14 protein-coding genes and 1 riboswitch are annotated in these 19,851 nt (G+C 46.6%); of the genes, 8 read left to right on the plus strand and 6 right to left on the minus strand.

Features of this window, described 5'->3' with window-relative positions; translation table 11 throughout:
• Positions 1 to 89: 89 nt before the first annotated feature.
• Positions 90 to 1,415, minus strand: a complete 1,326-nt coding sequence (locus LA303_RS12425) for a S28 family serine protease (RefSeq protein WP_240525699.1) — start codon at positions 1,413 to 1,415, stop codon at positions 90 to 92.
• Positions 1,416 to 1,614: 199 nt separating this feature from the next.
• On the opposite strand from LA303_RS12425, the gene LA303_RS12430 reads away from it, so the two are divergent.
• Both LA303_RS12430 and LA303_RS12435 read left to right on the plus strand, forming a co-directional pair.
• Positions 1,615 to 2,811: an isocitrate/isopropylmalate dehydrogenase family protein gene (locus LA303_RS12430; RefSeq protein WP_240525700.1), complete on the plus strand. Its 1,197-nt coding sequence runs from the start codon at positions 1,615 to 1,617 to the stop codon at positions 2,809 to 2,811.
• Between the two features lie 102 nt (positions 2,812 to 2,913).
• A complete protein-coding gene (locus LA303_RS12435; protein WP_240525701.1) occupies positions 2,914 to 3,468 on the plus strand; it encodes an HDIG domain-containing metalloprotein in 555 nt (184 codons plus the stop codon).
• A 6-nt stretch (positions 3,469 to 3,474) separates the two neighbouring features.
• On the opposite strand, the gene LA303_RS12440 is transcribed toward LA303_RS12435, so the two are convergent.
• Together LA303_RS12440 and LA303_RS12445 are read right to left on the minus strand one after the other, a co-directional pair.
• Positions 3,475 to 3,828, minus strand: coding sequence for a hypothetical protein (locus LA303_RS12440; RefSeq protein WP_240525702.1), 354 nt, complete (start codon positions 3,826 to 3,828; stop codon positions 3,475 to 3,477).
• 31 nt (positions 3,829 to 3,859) lie between these two features.
• Positions 3,860 to 4,696, minus strand: coding sequence for an SMP-30/gluconolactonase/LRE family protein (locus tag LA303_RS12445; protein ID WP_240525703.1), 837 nt, complete (start codon positions 4,694 to 4,696; stop codon positions 3,860 to 3,862).
• 134 nt (positions 4,697 to 4,830) lie between these two features.
• Here LA303_RS12445 and LA303_RS12450 point away from each other — a divergent pair, with 134 nt between their 5' ends.
• Positions 4,831 to 5,823 (plus strand): aldo/keto reductase, encoded by a 993-nt coding sequence (locus LA303_RS12450; protein ID WP_240525704.1) that lies wholly within the window; start codon positions 4,831 to 4,833, stop codon positions 5,821 to 5,823.
• 980 nt (positions 5,824 to 6,803) lie between these two features.
• Here the strand turns inward: LA303_RS12450 and LA303_RS12455 are convergent.
• The gene (locus tag LA303_RS12455) at positions 6,804 to 8,150 is read right to left on the minus strand and encodes an acetyl-CoA hydrolase/transferase family protein (protein WP_240525705.1); all 1,347 of its coding nucleotides are present in this window, start codon (positions 8,148 to 8,150) and stop codon (positions 6,804 to 6,806) included.
• Positions 8,151 to 8,472: 322 nt separating this feature from the next.
• On the opposite strand from LA303_RS12455, the gene LA303_RS12460 reads away from it, so the two are divergent.
• The 4 genes from LA303_RS12460 to LA303_RS12475 all read left to right on the plus strand — a co-directional run bounded on the left by LA303_RS12460 (position 8,473) and on the right by LA303_RS12475 (position 14,879).
• Positions 8,473 to 9,105, plus strand: coding sequence for a peroxiredoxin (locus LA303_RS12460; protein WP_240525706.1), 633 nt, complete (start codon positions 8,473 to 8,475; stop codon positions 9,103 to 9,105).
• A gap of 163 nt (positions 9,106 to 9,268) precedes the next feature.
• A complete protein-coding gene (locus LA303_RS12465; protein ID WP_240525707.1) occupies positions 9,269 to 11,038 on the plus strand; it encodes a 1-deoxy-D-xylulose-5-phosphate synthase in 1,770 nt (589 codons plus the stop codon).
• Positions 11,039 to 11,755: 717 nt separating this feature from the next.
• A riboswitch (cobalamin riboswitch) is annotated at positions 11,756 to 11,966 on the plus strand.
• A 93-nt stretch (positions 11,967 to 12,059) separates the two neighbouring features.
• Positions 12,060 to 14,210, plus strand: a complete 2,151-nt coding sequence (locus LA303_RS12470) for a ribonucleoside triphosphate reductase (RefSeq protein WP_240525708.1) — start codon at positions 12,060 to 12,062, stop codon at positions 14,208 to 14,210.
• Positions 14,211 to 14,216: 6 nt separating this feature from the next.
• Positions 14,217 to 14,879, plus strand: coding sequence for an anaerobic ribonucleoside-triphosphate reductase activating protein (locus LA303_RS12475; protein ID WP_240525709.1), 663 nt, complete (start codon positions 14,217 to 14,219; stop codon positions 14,877 to 14,879).
• Positions 14,880 to 15,240: 361 nt separating this feature from the next.
• Here LA303_RS12475 and LA303_RS12480 read toward each other — a convergent pair whose 3' ends face one another.
• Both LA303_RS12480 and LA303_RS12485 read right to left on the minus strand, forming a co-directional pair.
• On the minus strand, positions 15,241 to 16,527 hold the full coding sequence (locus tag LA303_RS12480; protein ID WP_240525710.1) for a metallophosphoesterase: 1,287 nt from the start codon (positions 16,525 to 16,527) through the stop codon (positions 15,241 to 15,243).
• 86 nt (positions 16,528 to 16,613) lie between these two features.
• On the minus strand, positions 16,614 to 18,401 hold the full coding sequence (locus tag LA303_RS12485) for a homoaconitate hydratase family protein (protein WP_240525711.1): 1,788 nt from the start codon (positions 18,399 to 18,401) through the stop codon (positions 16,614 to 16,616).
• Between the two features lie 570 nt (positions 18,402 to 18,971).
• Between LA303_RS12485 and LA303_RS12490 the strand changes: the two genes are divergently transcribed.
• Entirely contained in the window at positions 18,972 to 19,847 is an 876-nt protein-coding gene (locus tag LA303_RS12490; protein WP_240525712.1) for a M23 family metallopeptidase, read from the plus strand.
• Positions 19,848 to 19,851: the final 4 nt, after the last annotated feature.

Below are 19,851 nucleotides of genomic sequence, written 5' to 3' on the forward strand. Positions count from 1 at the left end.
TATTTTGGGAATGCAAGTTTACGGAAAAATGACCACATTTCCATGTTATTGATTAAATAAAACCGGTTCTTTATTGGTCAACTTCCCGGTTATTGGGCAGAATCCGGCATTTCGCCCATCCATTTTTTCAGAATGGAAATGGCTCTCTTTTTCATCGCAGGCGGCAAATTATTAATCCGGGTAAGATGGCTGCCCCCCGGCTTCACAAATTTTACCAGATTGTTCTGGTAAGTCAGGTTAACCGAGGTGGAACCCCACGGATCATCACCACCAACAAGAAACATCATATTATGGGCTTTATGACGGATAAAACAATCGACAGAATCCATGACGGACGGATCAAAGCCGGGTTTTGTTCCTTTGGGAAGTGTGAAATTGAAATTCGGATTGTGTTTAAAAACGGTCCATTGTTTAAACGGAGCAATGTTATACCCATACATTCCCATTTGTTTCATGGCCTCATAAAAGAACGGTTCAAACCGTTTGATGCCCTGGTCAGAAACCCATGAAAAATCAGCCACTTTGTCCCAGTATTTTACCATCTTCATCGGATTATCCGGCGTCATCGGGATGGCATCACAACGGGCTTTTCCCCATTGCCAAAAAGCAAACCGGAATTCAAAAACCATTAAATCAAATGCTTTTTCCCAACCGATACGAGAATAAGTATATCCTTTTGCTTTGGCTTCCTGTTTGAAATAAGGAAGATATTTATTCCGGTGGCTGATCAATTCTTTCTGGAAATTAAAAACCGCTTTACGGCATGCCGGTGTTCCTACCGAATCAAGAAACATATTAATCCGCCGGTCGGTAATGGAAAAATTCAACGGAGCCACATAAGGCACACTGGCCGTTACATCATCCGGATAAAAATAACGGTAGATCATACAGGTTTGTCCGCCTTTACTGATGCCGGTACTCAGCCATTTGCCATGATAAATATGCTTGAGCATTTCCACCACAGCATGATCGTCAGCAGCAGCTTGTTGCACGGTCAGGTAGCGCCAGTCGAGGCTGTCTGGTGCCGACGGCGGGAAAAAACGGTGTTCCAGCACAATCTGATTGGCGTTTAATATCGGGCACAATTCATTTACATATTTTGGATTGGCAGCATAATTAGCCCAATAGCCTTCGGTAACAAACACCACCGGTTTATCCAGTCCTTTGTTCGAAAGGAAAATCCGTTGGGTAAATGTTTTTCCGTTGGGATGGTTATGATCCAACGGCTCTTTAAACTCAATGAGATATTTCTCCGTAAAAAAGCTGTCAACCGGCATTTTTTTAAACGTAATGGGATACGTTTTAGCCAGTTGTTGTAATTCTTTCTCCAAACGGGTTTGTCCACTTACCGAAAGGGTAAAAATGAAAAAGAACAAAACGGCCATGCCTGATAAGCGCAAGGTTAATTTTTTCATGGGTTTTAAAATTTAATGTTTAACTGTACGTTTCTTTCACTTTTGTCCGACGGACAAACAAAATTACGATTTCCTGTTCGAATAATTCCTCATATTCCCTAAGTAAAACCCGTATTTTTCCTTTTTTTACCGACTGATGTCCCAAGGTTTTTATTTTTGCTGTTAGAAATGTATCTTTGTTGTTAAAAAACTGAACGTCATGTCAAAAAGAACCATTGTAACTTTGCCAGGCGACGGTATCGGAAGAGCTGTACTGGATGCAGCACTTCGTGTTTTAGATGCCGCCGGATTTGAAGCCGATTATGTAGAAGGCGACATCGGCTGGGAATTTTGGAAAAAAGAGGGAAACCCCTTACCCGACCGCACCATAAAACTGCTTGAAAAACATAAAATTGCTCTGTTTGGAGCCATTACATCCAAGCCGAAAGATGCTGCAGCTGAAGAGCTTGATCCGGCATTACGCGAAAAAGGACTGGTTTACTCTTCGCCTATTGTTGGCCTGCGGCAACATTTTAATCTGGATATTTGCATGCGTCCCTGTCATACCTACAAAGGCAATCCGTTGAATTTTATCCGGCGGGGAGCTGATGGCGGCGTGGAAGAACCGGAGGTCGATGTGGTTATTTTCCGCCAAAATACCGAAGGATTGTACGGAGGTGTAGAATGGTCCGATCCGCCTGATATCGTTTACAACGCGTTGATGACACATCCGAAATTTGTAAAAAATTTCGGCAAAGCACCCAAAAACGAAATTTCCGTTTCTACCCGTATCTTCACCAAAAAAGCTACGGAACGGATTTTACGAGCTGCTTTTGATCATGCTAAACAGTATGGCTATAAATCGGTTACCGTTTGCGAGAAGCCTAATGTCATCCGTGAAACTTCCGGGATGATGTACAAAATGGCCCAGCAAATGCAAAAAGAATCGTATCCTGAAATCGAACTCTGGAATACCAACATTGACGCCCAAATGATGTGGCTGACAAAAAATCCGGAAAACTATGGTGTCATCGTAGCCGGAAATATGTTCGGCGATATTGTTTCCGATGGTTTTGCCGGTCTTATCGGTGGTTTGGGCTTTGCCTGCTCGGCACAGTTTAATCCGGATTCGGGCATTGGTGTTTTTGAACCGACCCACGGATCGGCTCCCAAGTATGCCGATTTCCCGGTTTCCATTGTAAACCCCATTGCCATGATCGAATCTTCCTGCATGATGCTTGATTTTATCGGTGAAAACGAAAAAGCGGCCAAGATACGTAAAGCCGTAGCCGAAGTAATTGCCGAAGGAAAAGTTCGAACCTATGACATGATGAAAATGCACGGTACTCCTGATGTGGTAAACAAAGGAGCCGCATCGACCGACCAAATGGCCGACGCCATTATTGCTAAATTATAAAAGCACTAATTGCCCGAAAAAGGAATAGCAGACTTTTCTGTTATTCCTTTTTTTTAAAAAAACCGTAATACGGAAAATTACAAATCCGCAAAAATTTAAATAATGAACAACGAAGTTTTAAAACTCTGGCCCGAGTTGAATTGGATAAAGGATAACGGCTTACGCGAAAAGACGGCCAAAACCTGGGAACTGGCATTAGAACGCAGTGTTTTAACGGCTGATGATCTGGAAAAAATTCCTTTTACCCTGCTGGTAGGCTCCGACCTGAAAGTAACTTTTATGGACCATAAACGGGCTGTCGTTCATATTGCCCGCGATGCCGGCGAAAAAATCAACGCCATGTTTCATGGCGAGCTAACAGTAAATATGGATGTGTTGGTAGCCGGAGCTATTTTAGCTGATGTGGGAAAATTGCTGGAATATGAATTAGATGAAAACGGAAAAGCGGTACAGGGAAACTATGGAAAATACCTGCGGCATCCTTTTTCGGGAGTCAGCCTGGCCGAAGAAGCCGGCGTACCGGCTGAGGTTTGTCACATTATTGCGGCTCATGCCGGTGAAGGCAACATGGTAAAACGCACCACCGAGGCTTACATCGTGCATCATGTTGATTTTATGACCTTCTTGCCCTTTAAAGAACGGCTGGAAATCAAATAGGAAACATCAAAAGTTTTTGTTCACCACCAGGGCAAAAAAATCGTGCTCCAGCGGAAGGTATCCCTGCTCATAACAAAAATAATAAACCTTCCCTTCTTTGTTTTTATAAACGTGGGTAAAATGTTTAAAATCAAAACCTTTTGCCAGGAGAGTTTGTTTTTTTACCTTAGCTTTTCCATGTGGATTCAACTCCTTTAAAATCCGGCGGTTTTTTCGTAACGCGTGATTGATATTACGCATGTAAGTGGTTTCATCCCGGTTAAGCCGGTTGTTATAGGTATTTCTACACTGATCCGAACAAAATTTCTGGTCGACACGACCGTGCAGCTCGGCACCGCATTCCAGACAATAGCGTTTCATGTTGAAGGTTTTCTCAAAAATAAGCAAATTTTCACAATCCGGTGAGCTTCCGTGCCACTACGCGGTTATCGAAAAAAGTGGGAACAAGCAAAATCTTTTTTTGCGGAATAAAGCCCAAATCTGCTGCGTTAACCTGTTCGTCCGTGGTATTGCTCAATACTTTCTGCACGCCATCCGGTAAAATCAGCCGGATCTCTCCCGACCAGTCCGAAACCACATATTTTCCGTTTCCCAACGGAACAAGCCCATCAATTCCGTGGGGTACACGAGCCACAATTTTCAGCTTGCCCGTTTTAGGATCTGCTTTTAAAAGATGTCCCTGGCAACCGATGAGTAACGAATCATTTTCCACCGCCAGGCCATTGGCTCCTTTCAACAAAGGATCTTTTTTCCAGATTTCCGGTTTCCATTTTTTCATAACGAACACCGCTCCCAGTTGCGTATCGGTAACATAAATCTTTCCGTCAGGGCCCACCACTACATCATTCAAAAAACGGGCCCCCGGAAAAGAGACAAAACGAATGATCTTACCGGTATGCAAATCAATCTCTGCCAACCGGTCAATATCCGAAACCAACAAATGATTTCCTTTTATGGCCATTCCTTTGGGCGCATTCAATCCGGTTGCCCAATGCAAATTGACCACCAGCCCTTTCGAGTCCAAAAGGGCAATAAAACCTCTGCTGTTTTTCTCTGCCGGCTTTCCATTAATATTGGACACATAAATCAGGCCTGTGTGCGGGACATAAAGTACCGACTCCGGAACCTTTAAAACCCGGCCGGTTTGCCACACTGTTTGCAACGACTGTCCGTAAATAACGGGCATAAAAAGAATCGCCGTAAAGAAAAAAAACCAAAAACGTTTCATGACTTTTTATTTTATAGACAAAAATTTCTTTTCCGCGGACGAACGCTAAGATAAGCAATTTTTTACGTATGTTCGCTATTGATTTCAAACAACTTATTGAAAAAGAAAATAGCATACATCGTAAAATAACAACTATGGACTACAGAAAATTTGGAAATACCGAACTCAATGTCAGTGTTATTGGTTTTGGATCGTGGGGAATTGGCGGACCGGCCATGGCCAAAGACCTTCCCATTGGCTGGGGAAATGTGGACGACCGTACTTCGGTACAAGCACTAAAAAAAGCCTTCGACCAGGGGATTAATTTCTACGACACGGCCGATATTTACGGCGTAGGCCATTCGGAAGAACTTATCGGAAAAACTTTCGGAAACCGGCAGGATGTAATCATTGCCAGCAAAGCAGGACACCTGATCAACGCGGAAGGAGACCTCTCGGTAAACTATTCCAAATCGTATATTATTCAGGCCTGTGAAAAAAGCCTGAAACGGCTTCGCCGCGAAACCATCGATTATTACCAGCTCCATTCGGCACAGGTAAAACACCTGCAGCAAGGTGAATGTATTGAAGCGATGGAAACTTTGCAAAAAGCTGGAAAAATCAGATACTGGGGCGTATCACTCAACACTTTTCAACCGCAACCGGAAGCCGACTTTTTGATGCAACACCAGCTGGGAAATGGTTTTCAAATTGTTTTTAACCTTCTTAATCAGCGGGCACTTCCATTAATCCGGAAGGCTGCTGCCGCCGGCTACGGGATTATCGCCCGCATGCCGTTGCAGTTTGGATTGCTTACCGGAAAATTCAACAAAAACAGCCGGTTTGCAAAAAATGACCACCGGGTTTTCCGTCTCACTCCGGAGCTGCTGGAAAAAGCCGATCATCTTCTTCAAGAAGTATGGCAAAAAGCCAAAGAAAAGGGCATATCAAAAACGGCTTACAGCCTGAGTTTTTGCTATAGTTTTCCTGAAATATCCACGGTAATCCCGGGAATAAAAACGCCAGAACAGGTATTGTCTAATACCACGGGCATTGTTAAACTGTCTGATGAAGAAATTGCTTTTATGCAAAGACTTTACCAGGAAAAATTTACTGAACTGATTCAACTCATTGAAAAGAACGGTTAGTTGGAAACAGGAAGGCAAAAGAAAGAAGCCGGAAGCGGGAAGTTGGAAGATGAATGACTTATTCCCATTTTGAGGCACTATCATTTGGTTTTGATGAGATACCAGCCTCTGAATAAATTCAGAGCAATGGTAATAAGTCGTCCCTAGGGACTCCAAATATCACATCTTATCGGTGTTTGGGGGAGATTTCTTTGTCATTTGGTTTTTTGTTTTTTGGGATTTCCCACTTTAGGCATTTGAAGTATTTGAAGTACTTAAAGTTTGAAGTGAAAAGTACTTAAAATGAGAGATTCATATCTCGTGTTTGTAACTAAATCCGAAGGGGTTGAATACCAGCCTCTGAATAAATTCAGCGTCAATGGTAATAAGTCGTCCCTACGGGACTCTAATGCATCACATTTTATTTGTATTTGTCCGCTAGAAGGCGCGCTTTGCGGCAATAAAAGAGATGAACCGGAAAATTCATCGTTTTGTATTTGGTATTTAGGAATTTTTTGTGATTTGTTTTTTTGTCTTTTGGAATTTCCCACTTTTGTCATTGGTCACTGGTCATTGGGAATGATGAACGATAAATGTAGAATGTTGAACCGATGAATGGGAAAGGGTCATTGGTGATTAGTTGATTTTAAGTTATTTATGGTTTTGTATTCTGCGTTTAGGGTTTGGGATTTTTTTGTGATTTGTCTTTTTGTTTTTTCGGAATTTTCCCAACTTTAGGCATTGTGTGTAAGTGGTGAGAAATCTCCCGGAAAAAAGCCGGAAGGGCAAACCGTCTCTTTTCAGGTCGGGTAAGACCTGATAAGGTTACAGATACATCTTGCGGCAGCAATAGCAGGCAGTAGCTGTACGAAAGGACGCCACAGCACCTGTTGGCAGGCGGAGGCGACCTGTGGAAGCCCCCGTACTGCTTACAGGGACGTGAACGGCCTGAGTACACTACGCCGGATAGTGCGACCAGCCGCCCAAATAACAGAAAAAACTTACCGCTTATTGGACCGGCGCCAAATTCGCAGTTTTTCGGCCTGTTGAATCAGGTCTTCCCTGAAATCGGGATGGGCAATACTGATGAGCTCTTCGGCGCGTTGCCACGTGGGTTTGGGTTTGAGTTTGACGGCGCCGAACTCGGTGACCACGTAATCGACCAGCTGCCGTGGAATGGTGACGATGCTGTGGGGTGCCAGTGCGGCCATGATGCGCGATTCGGTTTTGCCTTCGGCATTTTGGTAGGTGGAATTGAGACAAATGAAGCTTTTGCCGTTTTTGGACCACTGGCTGCCGAGGACAAAGTCGAACATGCCGCCGTTGCCCGAAACCTGATACATGCCGAGGCTTTCGCCGTTGACCTGCGAGTACAAATCGACCTGCAGGGCGTTGTTGATGGAAACGAAATTGTCAAGCCGGGCAATGACGCGCGGGTCGTTGGTGTAGTTGGCCGGATAGGAAGCCAGGCCGGCGTTTTCGTGAATGAAATCGTACAGGCGCTGACTGCCGAGGGCAAAAGTATAAGGCACTTTATGACGGTCGATGGCTTTTTTGGAACCATTCATCACGCCCGACTGAATCATGTCGATATAGGCATCGGAAAGCATTTCGGTATGACCGCCGAGGTTTTTCAGTCCCGACTGTGCTATTAACCGCCCGACAGCATTGGGAATACCGCCGATACCGAGTTGTACTACCGATTCGTCTTTGATAAACGGCAGAATGTTTTCGGCGATTTTCAGGTCGGCTTCGGTAGGTTCGGCCGGAGGCATAGCGGCCAACACCTGCTCTTTGGGTGCTTCCACAATGGCGGTTACTTTTGCAATGTGTACCGACTCTTCGTTGCCGCCGAAAGCCCGCGGCATGTTGGGATTGACTTCCACGATGACCACTTCGGACATTTCGATTTTGGCCATGGTTTCGGAATTTTGCAATCCGAAGTTAAAATAACCGTTTTTGTCCATGGGCGTGGTTTGCAAAATGGTTACCTGCCGCCGCGGACGGGCCAGCCCTTCGCGGTAGTAGCGGGGTGCCAGATGGTAAATGATGGGCGAATAAAATCCCAGTCCGTACTGTTTTTGCATCACGCGGTTGATTTTGCTGAAATGCCAGTCCATGTACGTAAAAGCCTGGGGGAATTTCACTGTTTCGGGTACCGGCGGGACGGTGGTAACAGCATAGATGAGCACATCCTGTAGTTCGTTGTGCCGTGCGGCCAGTGCTTTGTCGCACAACACCGGTTTTCCGTTAAAGGCGCCGTATTCTACACGGTCGCCCGATTTAACAAGTTGTACTGCCTTTTCGGCCGTTGTCAGCTTTTGCTGGTAATCTTTCTGTATATCCATTGTTCTGTCGTTTAAAAATCAAATTATTACGCATGCGTAATATCAGCAAATTTATAAAAAGCCCGGAAAGATTCTCGTTGTTTTTAGGGTTTTTTAAGAAACCTTTTTAAAGATGGCGGATAAAATTATTTTATACGATTAAACGAAAATGGTACATAAATGGCACATAATCTTTGTTAAGATACTGATAATGATTTTTCTGGCTCACCGGCAAAAAAGTTTTCGGGCTTTAATTTGGATTGTTTCCTGTGCTTATTTAAAATAATTCAAAATTATTCGTACCTTTGCACACATAAAAATAATTATTAAAAAACAGTGTATTATGTCAGTATTAGTTGGAAAAAAAGCGCCTTTATTTGAGGCAACAGCCGTGGTAAACGGTGGTGAATTTGTAGAGAAATTTTCGCTGGAACAGTATATCGGAAAAAAACATGTTATCTTTTTCTTTTACCCGTTGGATTTTACCTTTGTATGTCCTACGGAAATCCTGGCTTTCCAGGAAAAGATGGAAGAATTTGAAAAACGCAATGTGGCTGTAGTCGGTTGTTCTGTGGACTCGGCTTACTCGCACTGGGCCTGGCTGAACACCGAGAAAAACGACGGCGGTATCAAAGGGGTAAAATTCCCGTTGGTTTCGGACCTGTCGAAAACTATCTCGGAAAATTATGATGTGCTGGCCGGTGAGTACGATTACAACGAGGAAGGCGAAATGGTATTTCACGGCGAAGCCGTCGCTTATCGCGGATTGTTTTTGATTGACAAACAGGGGGTTGTGCGTCATCAGATAGTAAACGACCTGCCGCTGGGCCGCAGCATTGACGAAGCCCTGCGTATGGTGGATGCATTGCAGTTTTTTGAAGAGCACGGCGAAGTTTGCCCGGCCAACTGGAAACCCGGCGACGAAGCCATGGAAGCCACCCACGAAGGAGTTGCCCAGTATTTGAGCCATCACTAAAAACAACTTAAACCGTTTTTACATTTTCTAAAAAAAGGCTGTCTGCCAAAGGGTGGACGGCCTTTTTTGCAGGATGTTGTTTCGGTATGTCAGCAAACTGTTTCGGACCTTCCCGAAAGGAATACAACAAAACGCTTTTTCCCTACCTTTGCCTGCCATGAAAATGCAGAAACCAAAACCGGGATCTTTGCTTGCCTCTGTCCGTACGCCGGCCGACCTGAAAAAGCTGAGCCGTAAACAATTGCCGCAACTGGCAGAAGAGCTGCGCAATTTTATTTTGGATGTGGTTTCGGTACATCCCGGACATTTGGGTTCCAGTCTGGGCGTCGTGGAACTTTCCATTGCCCTGCATTACGTTTTCAACACGCCGTACGACCGGCTCATCTGGGATGTGGGCCATCAGGCGTATGCGCACAAAATCCTTACCGGCCGGCGCGATGCATTTCACACGCTACGTCAGCTTGGCGGCATCAGCGGCTTTCCGTCACTGAGCGAAAACGAATACGACACTTTCGGTACCGGACATGCTTCCACTTCCATTTCGGCAGCACTCGGCATGGCCACTGCGTCGGTGCTGAAAGGCGAAAAAGACCGTCACCACATTGCTGTTATCGGCGACGGCGCCATGACCGGCGGCATGGCCATCGAAGGATTAAACAACGCCGGAGCATCGCACGCCAACCTGCTCATCATCCTGAACGACAACGGCATTGCCATCGACAAAAATACCGGTGTGATGAAAGAAGCCTTTTTGCGCAGCAGTCATCTTTTTGAAGCTTTTCACTTTCATTATTTTGGTCCGGTGGATGGTAATGACATTCCGCAATTACTTGATGCACTGGAAGAAACAAAAAAGCAAAAAGGGCCTAAACTGCTGCATATTATCACCACCAAAGGCAAAGGGTTTCGGGAAGCCGAAAAAAAGCAGACGCTTTTTCATGCACCGGGCCGTTTCGACCGGAATACGGGCGCTCTGATTGCCGAAGACCCTGAAAACCGCATCACCTATCAGGAAGTGTACGGTCGTACCCTGCTCGAGCTGGCCGAAAAAAACAAAAAAATTGTGGCCGTTACCCCGGCCATGCCTTCGGGTTCGGCTTTAACTTTTATGATGGAAAAATTTCCCGAACGGGTTTTTGATACAGGCATTGCCGAACAACATGCGGTTACTTTTTCGGCCGGACTGGCAGCTGCCGATTACACGCCTTTCTGCACCATCTATTCCACTTTTTTGCAGCGGGCTTACGACCAGGTGATTCACGATGTAGCCCTGCAAAAACTGCCGGTGGTTTTCGGCATCGACCGGGCCGGACTGGTGGGCGCCGACGGCGCCACCCATCACGGCGTTTTTGACCTGGCTTTTTTGAACAGCATTCCCGATATGGTGGTGGCAGCGCCCATGAACGAAACGGAACTGCGGCAGATGATGTTTACCGCCTCGCAATACAAAGCAGGACCATTTGCTATCCGTTATCCGCGTGGTTACGGATTTATGAAAGCCAGCGAATGGAAACAACCGTTTGAAACCCTGCCCGTTGGGAAAGGAAGGCAGGTTAAAGAAGGTGAAAATATAGCCCTTGTCTGTATCGGGCAGCCCGGAAACTTTGCGCTGGAAGCAGCCCGCCAGTTGGAAAAAGAAAACATCCGTCCGGCTGTTTTCGACCTGCGGTTTCTGAAGCCGCTGGATGAAGCGTTGCTGCACACTGTTTTCCGGCAATATCCGTTTATCCTCACCATAGAAGACGGCGTTATGCAGGGCGGACTGGCCTCGGCCATCGCTTCTTTTGCCGTGGCCAACGGCTACACCAACCCCATAAAAAGCCTCGGCGTTCCCGACCGCTTCATTCCGCACGGCAGCAAATCGGACCTTTACCGGCTTTGCGGTTTTGATGTGGAAGGCATTGTCGGGGCAGTGAAGGAGATGGTTGGTTAATGAAAGTCGAAGTTGAGAAATGAGATGGCTACCTTTCAGGTCGAGTCGTCTCTTTTCAGGTCGAACCAGACCTGAAAAGTGGAGACCGTGGAACTTTGATGAGAAAAGTTTTTTTAGCTCAACCTTTCAAGTCTGATTCGACTTGAAAGGTTACTTTAAAAAAAATAGTTTCCTTCGTACGCCTTTGTGGTAAAAGAAACCACGAAAGAACACAAGTGTATCACAAAGGAACATAAAGGAATGTGTAGGCGAAAGGGCGAAAACAAAAATCAGCCGATTTGTCATACTGAACACCGTGAAGTATCTCTCTTATGATATTGTGATTATTTTTGAGATCCTTCGCTTCGCTCAGGACGACAAGAAATACGGATAAAATATTAAAGATTAATACAATACAATCAAAATCTAACATCTTCCATCCTCACATCCAAACATCTCCATCCTTACTGCGCCAGGGATAGAGTGGAATAGCCCGCAGGGCCGGGGCGGCATGGAAGCCGGCGGAGGCGGGGCGACCAACGGAAGCCCCCGCAAACGACTTGGCTGACACCGCCCCGGACCGAGGACTATGAGCGACGACCCGCCCGGGCGCCCATAAAAATCAAACCAGCATCTTTGTTTTGCAACACATTAATTTTCAGTTATTTATTTTAACAATAGACTTCTTAAAAAAAGTCGTGTTCATTTCTTCGTTAATAACTGCCCGGGGATTTTCGGTTTTGTAAAAGGATAAAAGATATTTTTAACCTGCAAATTTGATGTAAGGGAATCCTGTGAAAATCAGGAGCTGTCCCCGCAGCCGTAATTCCGACTCTGTTTTTTGCAGAGTAGTATGCTTTTTGAACCACGCCACTGTCCGCCGGCCGGCGGATGGGAAGGCAAAAAAAGCCGGAAGAGCCGGAAGACCTGTCATTTTTGCCATCATTTCGTAGCTTTCGGGTGAAAAAGCGAAGAAAGACTGATCACCTTTCTGGAATTTTATCCTGTGCTACCATTAATTGTTTAACCAAAATTTAATGCTATGAAAATTAATGGTATGTTTCAAACCGTACAAAAGCGTGACGGACGGCGGGTTCCGTTTGACGCTGACAAAATCACTTTTGCTGTTTTTAAAGCCCTGCGTGCCACCGGGCAACCCGACAGAATTCTGGCCGGGAAAATTACGCAAAAAGTCATCCAAAAACTTACGTCTCCCGTGCCCACCGTGGAAGAGATTCAGGACGCCGTGGAATTTGAACTTTTTGAGCAGAAGCTGTATAAAACAGCCAAAGCGTACATTATTTACCGGAAACAGCATGAAGGGATGCGCCATGTGAAAGAGCTTTTTTCCAACATCGACATGGTGGACCAATACCTGAACAACAACGACTGGCGCATTAAAGAGAGTGCCAACTCTACCTACTCGCTGCAGGGAATGAACCAGCACATTTCGACCATTATCAGTTCGCAGTATTGGCTGAACAAGGTTTACCCCGACGAAATTGCCCGGGCACACAAAAGTGGTCGTCTGCATATCCACGATTTGGGATATCTGAGTGTTTACTGTGTGGGATGGGATTTGCAGGAACTTATTATGGTGGGTTTTAAAGGGGTTCCCGGAAAGGTGGAAAGCAAACCGGCCAAACATTTTCGCACGCTGCTGGGGCAAATTGTCAACTTTTTTTATACCATGCAGGGCGAAGCGGCCGGCGCACAGGCGTTTTCCAATTTCGACACTTACCTGGCCCCTTTTATCCGGCATGACGGCTTGTCGTACCGCGAAGTGAAACAAGCTTTGCAGGAATTTATGTTTAACATGAACATCCCCACGCGGGTGGGATTTCAAACACCTTTTACAAACATCACGATGGATTTGGTGGTTCCGGAAAACATGAAAAACCTCGGGGTGATCATCGGCGGGAAGATGCAGGATACCGTTTACGGCGATTATCAAAAGGAAATGGATATGCTGAACCGGGCTTTTGCCGAAGTAATGACGGAAGGTGATGCCAACGGACGGATATTTTCATTTCCCATTCCCACTTACAACATCACCAAAGACTTCGACTGGGATAACGAAAACCGGGAACCCATTTGGGAAATGACGGCCAAATACGGCATTCCGTACTTTTCCAATTTTGTGAATTCGAACATGTCGCCCGACGATGTACGGTCGATGTGCTGCCGGCTGCGGCTGGACACTTCTGAACTGCGATCGCGGGGCGGCGGACTTTTCGGGGCCAATCCGCTGACCGGTTCCATCGGCGTGGTGACGCTGAATTTGCCGCGCGTGGCTTACGAATCGAAAACAGAAGCCGAACTGTACCAGAAAATTGAAAAGCTGATGGTGCTGGCCAAAGAGAGCCTGGAAATCAAACGAAAACTGATTGAGAAATTTACGGAAAACGGTCTGTATCCCTACTCTCGTTTTTATTTGCGGAACATCAAACTGCGTAACGGGGCTTACTGGGACAACCATTTTTCAACCATCGGACTCATCGGCATGAACGAGTGCCTGTTAAACTTTTGGGGAACCGACATCACCACCTACGAAGGAAAACGATTTGCCGAGCAGATTATGGATTTTATGCGGGACAAATTACAGGAATTTCAGACGGAAACAGGCCACATTTACAACCTGGAAGCCACCCCGGCCGAAGGAACAACTTACCGGCTGGCACAAATCGACAAAGCGCAGTATCCCGACATTATTACCGCCAACGAAAAGCAGGTGAGAGAAAACGGTGCCGCCCCCTACTACACCAATTCCAGCCAGTTGCCGGTAGGCCATACCGATGACATTTTTGAAGCGCTGGAATTGCAGGACAGCCTGCAGACAAAATATACCGGCGGAACGGTTTTTCACACTTTTGTAGGCGAAAGTCAGCTGCCGCCGGCCTCGGTAAAAAAGCTGGTAAAAGTCGTCTGCGAAAATTTCAAACTTCCCTATTTTACGCTGTCGCCCACATTTAGCATTTGCCCCGAACACGGATACATTTACGGCGAACACAAATATTGCCCCAAATGCGAAGAAGAAGGGAAACAAAACCGGTGTGAAGTGTATTCGCGTATTGTGGGGTATCTGCGTCCGGTAGATCAGTGGAACGACGGTAAACAATCGGAATTTGAAGACCGGAAGCTGTTTGACAGCAAAATTGAAACCGGTGTGCCAACAGAATTACAGGAAGCTTAGGGGGTTATGAAGATAGCCGGATTTAAAAAACAGAGCCTGATTGATTTTCCGGGGAACATCAGCACGGTGATTTTTACGCAGGGATGTAATTTCCGCTGTGGGTTTTGCCACAATCCCGACCTGGTGTTGCCCGAAAAATTCGGGCCTTTGTACAAACAGGAAATGCTGTTTGATTACCTGAACAAATACCGCCATCTGCTGGATGCCGTTTGCATTACCGGCGGCGAGCCGACACTGCACAACGATTTGCCTGATTTTATCCGGGAAATAAAAAGTTTCGGGCTGAAAGTAAAACTGGACAGTAACGGCACCCGTCCGGATATGCTGGCTTTGCTCTTCGAACAGAAACTGCTGGATTTTATCGCTATGGACATTAAACAGGTGCTCGATTTTTCGCTGTACAACGCCATTGTCGGCAATACGTTAAATCGGACGGTCTTTGACAAGATACTTCGTTCGATAACTCTGATAGAAAATGCGGGTATTGACTACGAATTTCGCACCACCGTCATCAAAGGGGTTCATCAGCCGGAACAAATAAAGGCATTGCGAAAAAGATTTGGCCGGCATTACAAAATACAGCAATTCAACCCGGAAATAACTTTAAACCCGGATGTGACCGGCGAACCGTTTTCCGAGAAAGAGTTTCAGGCATTTCAGGCCGGATAGACAACCGGTTTTCTTTGTGGTAAGAGAACCCATGAACGCAAAGGCGAAGGGTGAGATGGGGCGAAATGGCGAAATAAGTGTCAATTTTTTAAAAAAGGCTTCCTTTGTGCCATCCTTTACGCGCCTTGGTGGTAAGAGAAACCACGAAGGAACGCGAAGTGCATCACGAAGGAACGCAAAGGAGGATCGAGAAAACAGCATCACCTTTCAGGTCGGACCGGACCTGAAAGGTGGAAAGTTATTTCCCAATTCCTGTATTCAACCTTTCAAGTCCTGTTCGACTTGAAAGGTTACGGAAACCGCTTTCGAGCATTCACACTCAAAGCCATCAATCTTCTTTGAATTTGTGTCAGGAAAGGTTTCACGCCGTCCGCAGCTCAATCAGCGTAATTTCGGGCAAAATGCCGATACGTCCCGGGTAGCCAATGGAACCCAGCCCGCGGTTTACGTAAATCTGCCGGCCCGAAGCTTTGTCGGTGTACAATCCGGCCCATTCTTTGTACAGATACTGCGCCGGACTCCATTTAAATTCTTTCGACTCGATACCAAACTGAAAACCATGTGTGTGCCCCGACAAGGTTAAATCCATATCAAAATGTTGCGGAATGACCACATAATCCCAATGCGTCGGGTCGTGCGACATCAGCAGCTTGAAAATATCCGGTTCCAGTCCGTGTGCCGCTTTTTTCAGGTCGCCCCGCTTGGGAAAGCGCGGATGTGCCCCCCAGTTTTCCACGCCCACCAGGGCTATTTGCTGATTGCCGCGGGTAAACTTCACATGCCGGTTGTTCAGCAGCTTCCACCCCATGCGTTTGTACAGCGCATACAGCTGATTCATATTCCGCTGCTTGGCGGCTTTACTGGGCCAGTTCACATAGTTACCGTAATCGTGGTTGCCCAATGTGCAATAAATACCCATGGGCGCTTTTAACTGTCGCAGTACCTTTTCAAAGCGAAAAGCCTCTTTCGTGGTGTAATTCACCAAATCACCGGTAAACAAAATCATATCCGGATGAAGGGCCTGTATCCGTTTCACCGCTTCTTCCAACGGCTTTTCCGATTTCCAGGTTCCCAAATGCAAATCCGAAATCTGAACAATCCGCAACCCGTCAAAAGCTTTCGGCAGTCGCTTGAAACGAAGTCTTTCGTGGACAATGTTAAACTCATACACCCATTTAAACATGCCGGTGAGCATGGTTCCCAGCACCAGTCCGCCCGAAAGGTATCCCATGTATTGCAAAAATTTACTTCGGCTGATGCCGTGGCCGTTTCCGTTTACCAAAGCCAGTTCCCTTCGCTGATTTTTGTTTATCATCACCGGCACCTTTTGTATCACCCGCCACAAATCGGCAATCAACAAAAAAATCAGCGGAAACACTTTAGCCGTGTAAAACACCAGGATAAAACCCACCCAGTACGTCCGGAAAACATCGTTCCAGTCCTGTATGGGTTTAAAAAACATGCCGATAATCATCACGCCGACCATCATCAGCGGAAGCCAAAACAAAAACGAAATCAGGTATTTATGCCAAAAACGATAGTTAAAAATAGATTTCCGTAATGCCGACCACAGGTACATATCGGCAAAAAAGAGCACGCCGAGCAGCAGATACTGATGACTGTACAGCGGCAGTTCGTGCCTTACCACAAAATAGCCGGTAAATATCAGGAGCAATCCGGCAAGCGATCCGATTTTAGAATTAAGTAGTTTGATAGCAGAATTTTTTAGTCGTTCTAACGGGCATGTTCCCGAATATAGTTCACCAGTCCGCGGGCTTCAAAAATACCCGTCAGCTTTTCCGGTAACGGAGCAAAATGAAAAGTTTTGTCATTAATTTTTATCACCCCGTTTTTAAAGTCCACCGAAACCGTGTCGCCCGGCTGATAAGCATCCACCGCTTCCGGCAGCAGGATAATCGGCAGTCCCTGGTTCACCGACGAGCGGTAAAAAATCCGGTTCACCGATTTACAAATCACCGCCTGCACGCCGGCGTAAGCCAGTCCCACGGCCGGATGTTCACGCGAGCTGCCACAACCGAAGTTGGAACCCGCTATGATGATGTCGCCTTTTTGCACCCGCTCGCTGAAATGCACATCGAAACCTTTAAAAAGGTGCGGCATAATCTTTTCCGGTTCCGAACTCAACACACTGTATGTCAGGTTTCCGGCAAACATCTGGTCGGTGTTCAGGTCATTCACATCTTTGTAATTCCACACCCCGTTGATGCGGCGGTTATCGTCTTCGGCAATGGTTACCGTATTGGTTTGCGGCAACGAATAGGGGAATTTATCGTGATGTTCCGTGCCGCGCGGGTCCACAATTTTGCCGGCCAGTGCCGAATAAGCCACCGTAGCCGGCGAAGCCAGGTAAATCGAAGCTTCTTTGTTGCCCATGCGTCCTTTAAAGTTCCGGTTGGCCGTCGAAATCACGTTGTAACCATCGGCCGGAATACCCTGCCCCGTTCCGAGACACGGTCCGCACGATGCCGACAGCACGTTGGCGCCCGCATCCAGAAAAATATCTATCAGCCCTTCTTTCATCGCCTGGCGATAAATTTTCTGCGAAGCCGGCACAATCACCATCTGGAAATCCTGCGGCAGCTTTTTCCCTTTCATAATTCCGGCCGCCACCCGCAGGTCTTCCAGCCGTCCGTTGGTACAGGTTCCCACCATAGCTTCGTGCAACGGTGTGCCTTGCACTTCCGATACCGCTTTTACGTTGTCCACCTGGTGTGGCGCTGCCACCACCGGAAACAGTTCCGACAAATCAATTTCAATTTCTTTGGCATATTTGGCATCGGCATCGGCCCAAACGCCTTCGCCCGAATAGCTGTCACCGAGATATTCACGCAGCACATCGTCCAGCGGAAAAACCGCATTTTTGGCCCCCATTTCCGACGCCAGGTTGGCCAGCGTCATGCGTTGCGAAACCGTCAGGTTACGCACCCCGTCGCCGTGGTACTCAATGGACATGTAATCGGCCCCGCGGGCACCAATCATCCCGATAATCCACAGCGAAATATCTTTGGCATACACCCCCGGCCGCAGCTTGCCGTGCAGCGTAATTTTCAGCGATTCCGGCACACGAAACCACGTTTCGCCCTGCCGCCACAGTCCGGCTGTTTCGGTACGATCAATCCCCGCAGCAAAAGCATTAAAAGCCCCCGCCGTACAGGTATGGCTGTCGCTGCCTACAATCAGCATGCCCGGCTTGGCATAATCGGCCATAATCTGATGGCAGATTCCCTTGCCCGCATCATGAAATTTGGTGATGCCCTGCTCGTGCACAATCTCGCGGATACGTTGATACTGGTTAGCCAGTTTGGCCGATGTCGGCGGCGCATTGTGGTCCAGCACAATCAACAGTTGCTCAGGATATTTCACCTTCTCGCCGTTCATTTTCCGGAAGGTATTAAAAATCGAAGCCGTATTGTCGTGCGACAAAATAATATCCGGCTTTTTAAACACAATGCTGCCCGTTTCGGCGCCAAAAATTTTCTCAGCAAATGTTTTTCCGCTCATGGCCTTCGGTTTTTCGTTTTTCTTTACCAGATGATAATTTAAACAGTAATTCACCAATCTTTTCTCATTTTCAGGCTGCAAAGATACAAGCTTTTAACACACATGATTTTATCAGGCTCATGATTTTTTGGGCGGGCAGGCCCACAGGCTTTCACGGGCTGGTTGCTCATAGTCCTCGGCCGGAGACCGTGTCGGCTAAGCGTTGGCGGGGGCTTCCGCTGGTCGCCCCGCCTCCGTAAGCCTCCAGCCGGCCCCGCCCTGCGGGCTATCCGCACCATCCCTGCCGCAAGCATCTCTTTTCAGGTCGAACCAGACCTGAAAAGTGAAAACGTGAAACTCCGGTTAGAAAAGGTTTTTTAACTCAACCTTTCAAGTCTGGTCCGACTTGAAAGGTTAACCAAACCTGCAAGCATTAAACAGACGAGCTAAAGGCAGACCTACCCAACAAACAATCGTCCAGACAGGCACAAAAACCATTTTTATCGGTTTTACCGGAATCAATAAACCCATCAGATAAAAACCGTTCCGTTTCCCGTGTAATTTTTACCTTTGTCCCCACATTGCAAACGAATGGAAACACCACCGAAAAAAGAAAAATGGTTCCGTAAACTCCGCCATAAGTACCGGTTTGTTCTTTTTAATGAAATTACTTTTGAAGAGCGAATCAGTTTTAAACTAAGCCGGTTTCAGGTGCTGCTGTTTTTAGTGGCTATGGCCATCTCTTTCATTGCCATTACTTTTCTTGTCATCGCCTATACTCCGTTGAAAGAGTATATTCCGGGATACCCCGACATTGAACAAAAAAAAGAACTCTATCATTTAAACCGGCTGGCCGACTCACTGATGGCCGATGCCCGGCAAAAGTCGCTTTATATACAAAACATCAAGCGTATTATTGAAAACAAAGAAAACACGGCTCCGCCACCGCCACCGGAAGTAAAAACCAAAAATTACGACACCATTACCGATCGCAAATCACCTGAAGACAGCCTGTTGCGTGTTTCTTTTGAAAATCAAACCCGTTTCAATCTTTTCCCCGGGAAAGCCCCATACATAGGAAATGCAGAAATTTACCAACAGAACTTTTTCCTTCCGCTCAACGGAATTATCACTTCCAAATTTGATCCGCTACAAAAACATTACGGAATTGACATTGTTGCCCCACACAACGACGCCGTGAAATCAGTACTGGACGGCACTGTTATTTTTTCCGGGTGGACACTTGAAACTGGTTATGTCCTGATTATTCAGCATGCCAACAACCTGCTTTCCGTGTATAAACACAATGCGGTTTTACTCAAGCACGAAGGCGATCTGGTAAAAGCCGGCGAACCGGTAGCCATCGCCGGAAATTCGGGAGAATTAACTACCGGTCCCCATCTCCATTTCGAATTGTGGTACAACGGCAAACCGGTAAACCCGGTCAACTATATCAATTTTAAATGATTTT

The sequence above is a fragment of the Candidatus Sulfidibacterium hydrothermale genome (genome assembly GCF_020149915.1).
Classification (GTDB): Bacteria; Bacteroidota; Bacteroidia; order Bacteroidales; family F082; genus Sulfidibacterium; species Sulfidibacterium hydrothermale.

Bases quoted from the DNA above. Each gene is read 5' to 3' on its own strand.
- LA303_RS12425 (WP_240525699.1), bottom strand. From the start codon at position 1,415: ATGAAAAAATTAACCTTGCGCTTATCAGGCATGGCCGTTTTGTTCTTT.
- LA303_RS12430 (WP_240525700.1), top strand. From the start codon at position 1,615: ATGTCAAAAAGAACCATTGTAACTTTGCCAGGCGACGGTATCGGAAGA.
- LA303_RS12435 (WP_240525701.1), top strand. From the start codon at position 2,914: ATGAACAACGAAGTTTTAAAACTCTGGCCCGAGTTGAATTGGATAAAG.
- LA303_RS12440 (WP_240525702.1), bottom strand. From the start codon at position 3,828: ATGAAACGCTATTGTCTGGAATGCGGTGCCGAGCTGCACGGTCGTGTC.
- LA303_RS12445 (WP_240525703.1), bottom strand. From the start codon at position 4,696: ATGAAACGTTTTTGGTTTTTTTTCTTTACGGCGATTCTTTTTATGCCC.
- LA303_RS12450 (WP_240525704.1), top strand. From the start codon at position 4,831: ATGGACTACAGAAAATTTGGAAATACCGAACTCAATGTCAGTGTTATT.
- LA303_RS12455 (WP_240525705.1), bottom strand. From the start codon at position 8,150: ATGGATATACAGAAAGATTACCAGCAAAAGCTGACAACGGCCGAAAAG.
- LA303_RS12460 (WP_240525706.1), top strand. From the start codon at position 8,473: ATGTCAGTATTAGTTGGAAAAAAAGCGCCTTTATTTGAGGCAACAGCC.
- LA303_RS12465 (WP_240525707.1), top strand. From the start codon at position 9,269: ATGCAGAAACCAAAACCGGGATCTTTGCTTGCCTCTGTCCGTACGCCG.
- LA303_RS12470 (WP_240525708.1), top strand. From the start codon at position 12,060: ATGAAAATTAATGGTATGTTTCAAACCGTACAAAAGCGTGACGGACGG.
- LA303_RS12475 (WP_240525709.1), top strand. From the start codon at position 14,217: ATGAAGATAGCCGGATTTAAAAAACAGAGCCTGATTGATTTTCCGGGG.
- LA303_RS12485 (WP_240525711.1), bottom strand. From the start codon at position 18,401: ATGAGCGGAAAAACATTTGCTGAGAAAATTTTTGGCGCCGAAACGGGC.
- LA303_RS12490 (WP_240525712.1), top strand. From the start codon at position 18,972: ATGGAAACACCACCGAAAAAAGAAAAATGGTTCCGTAAACTCCGCCAT.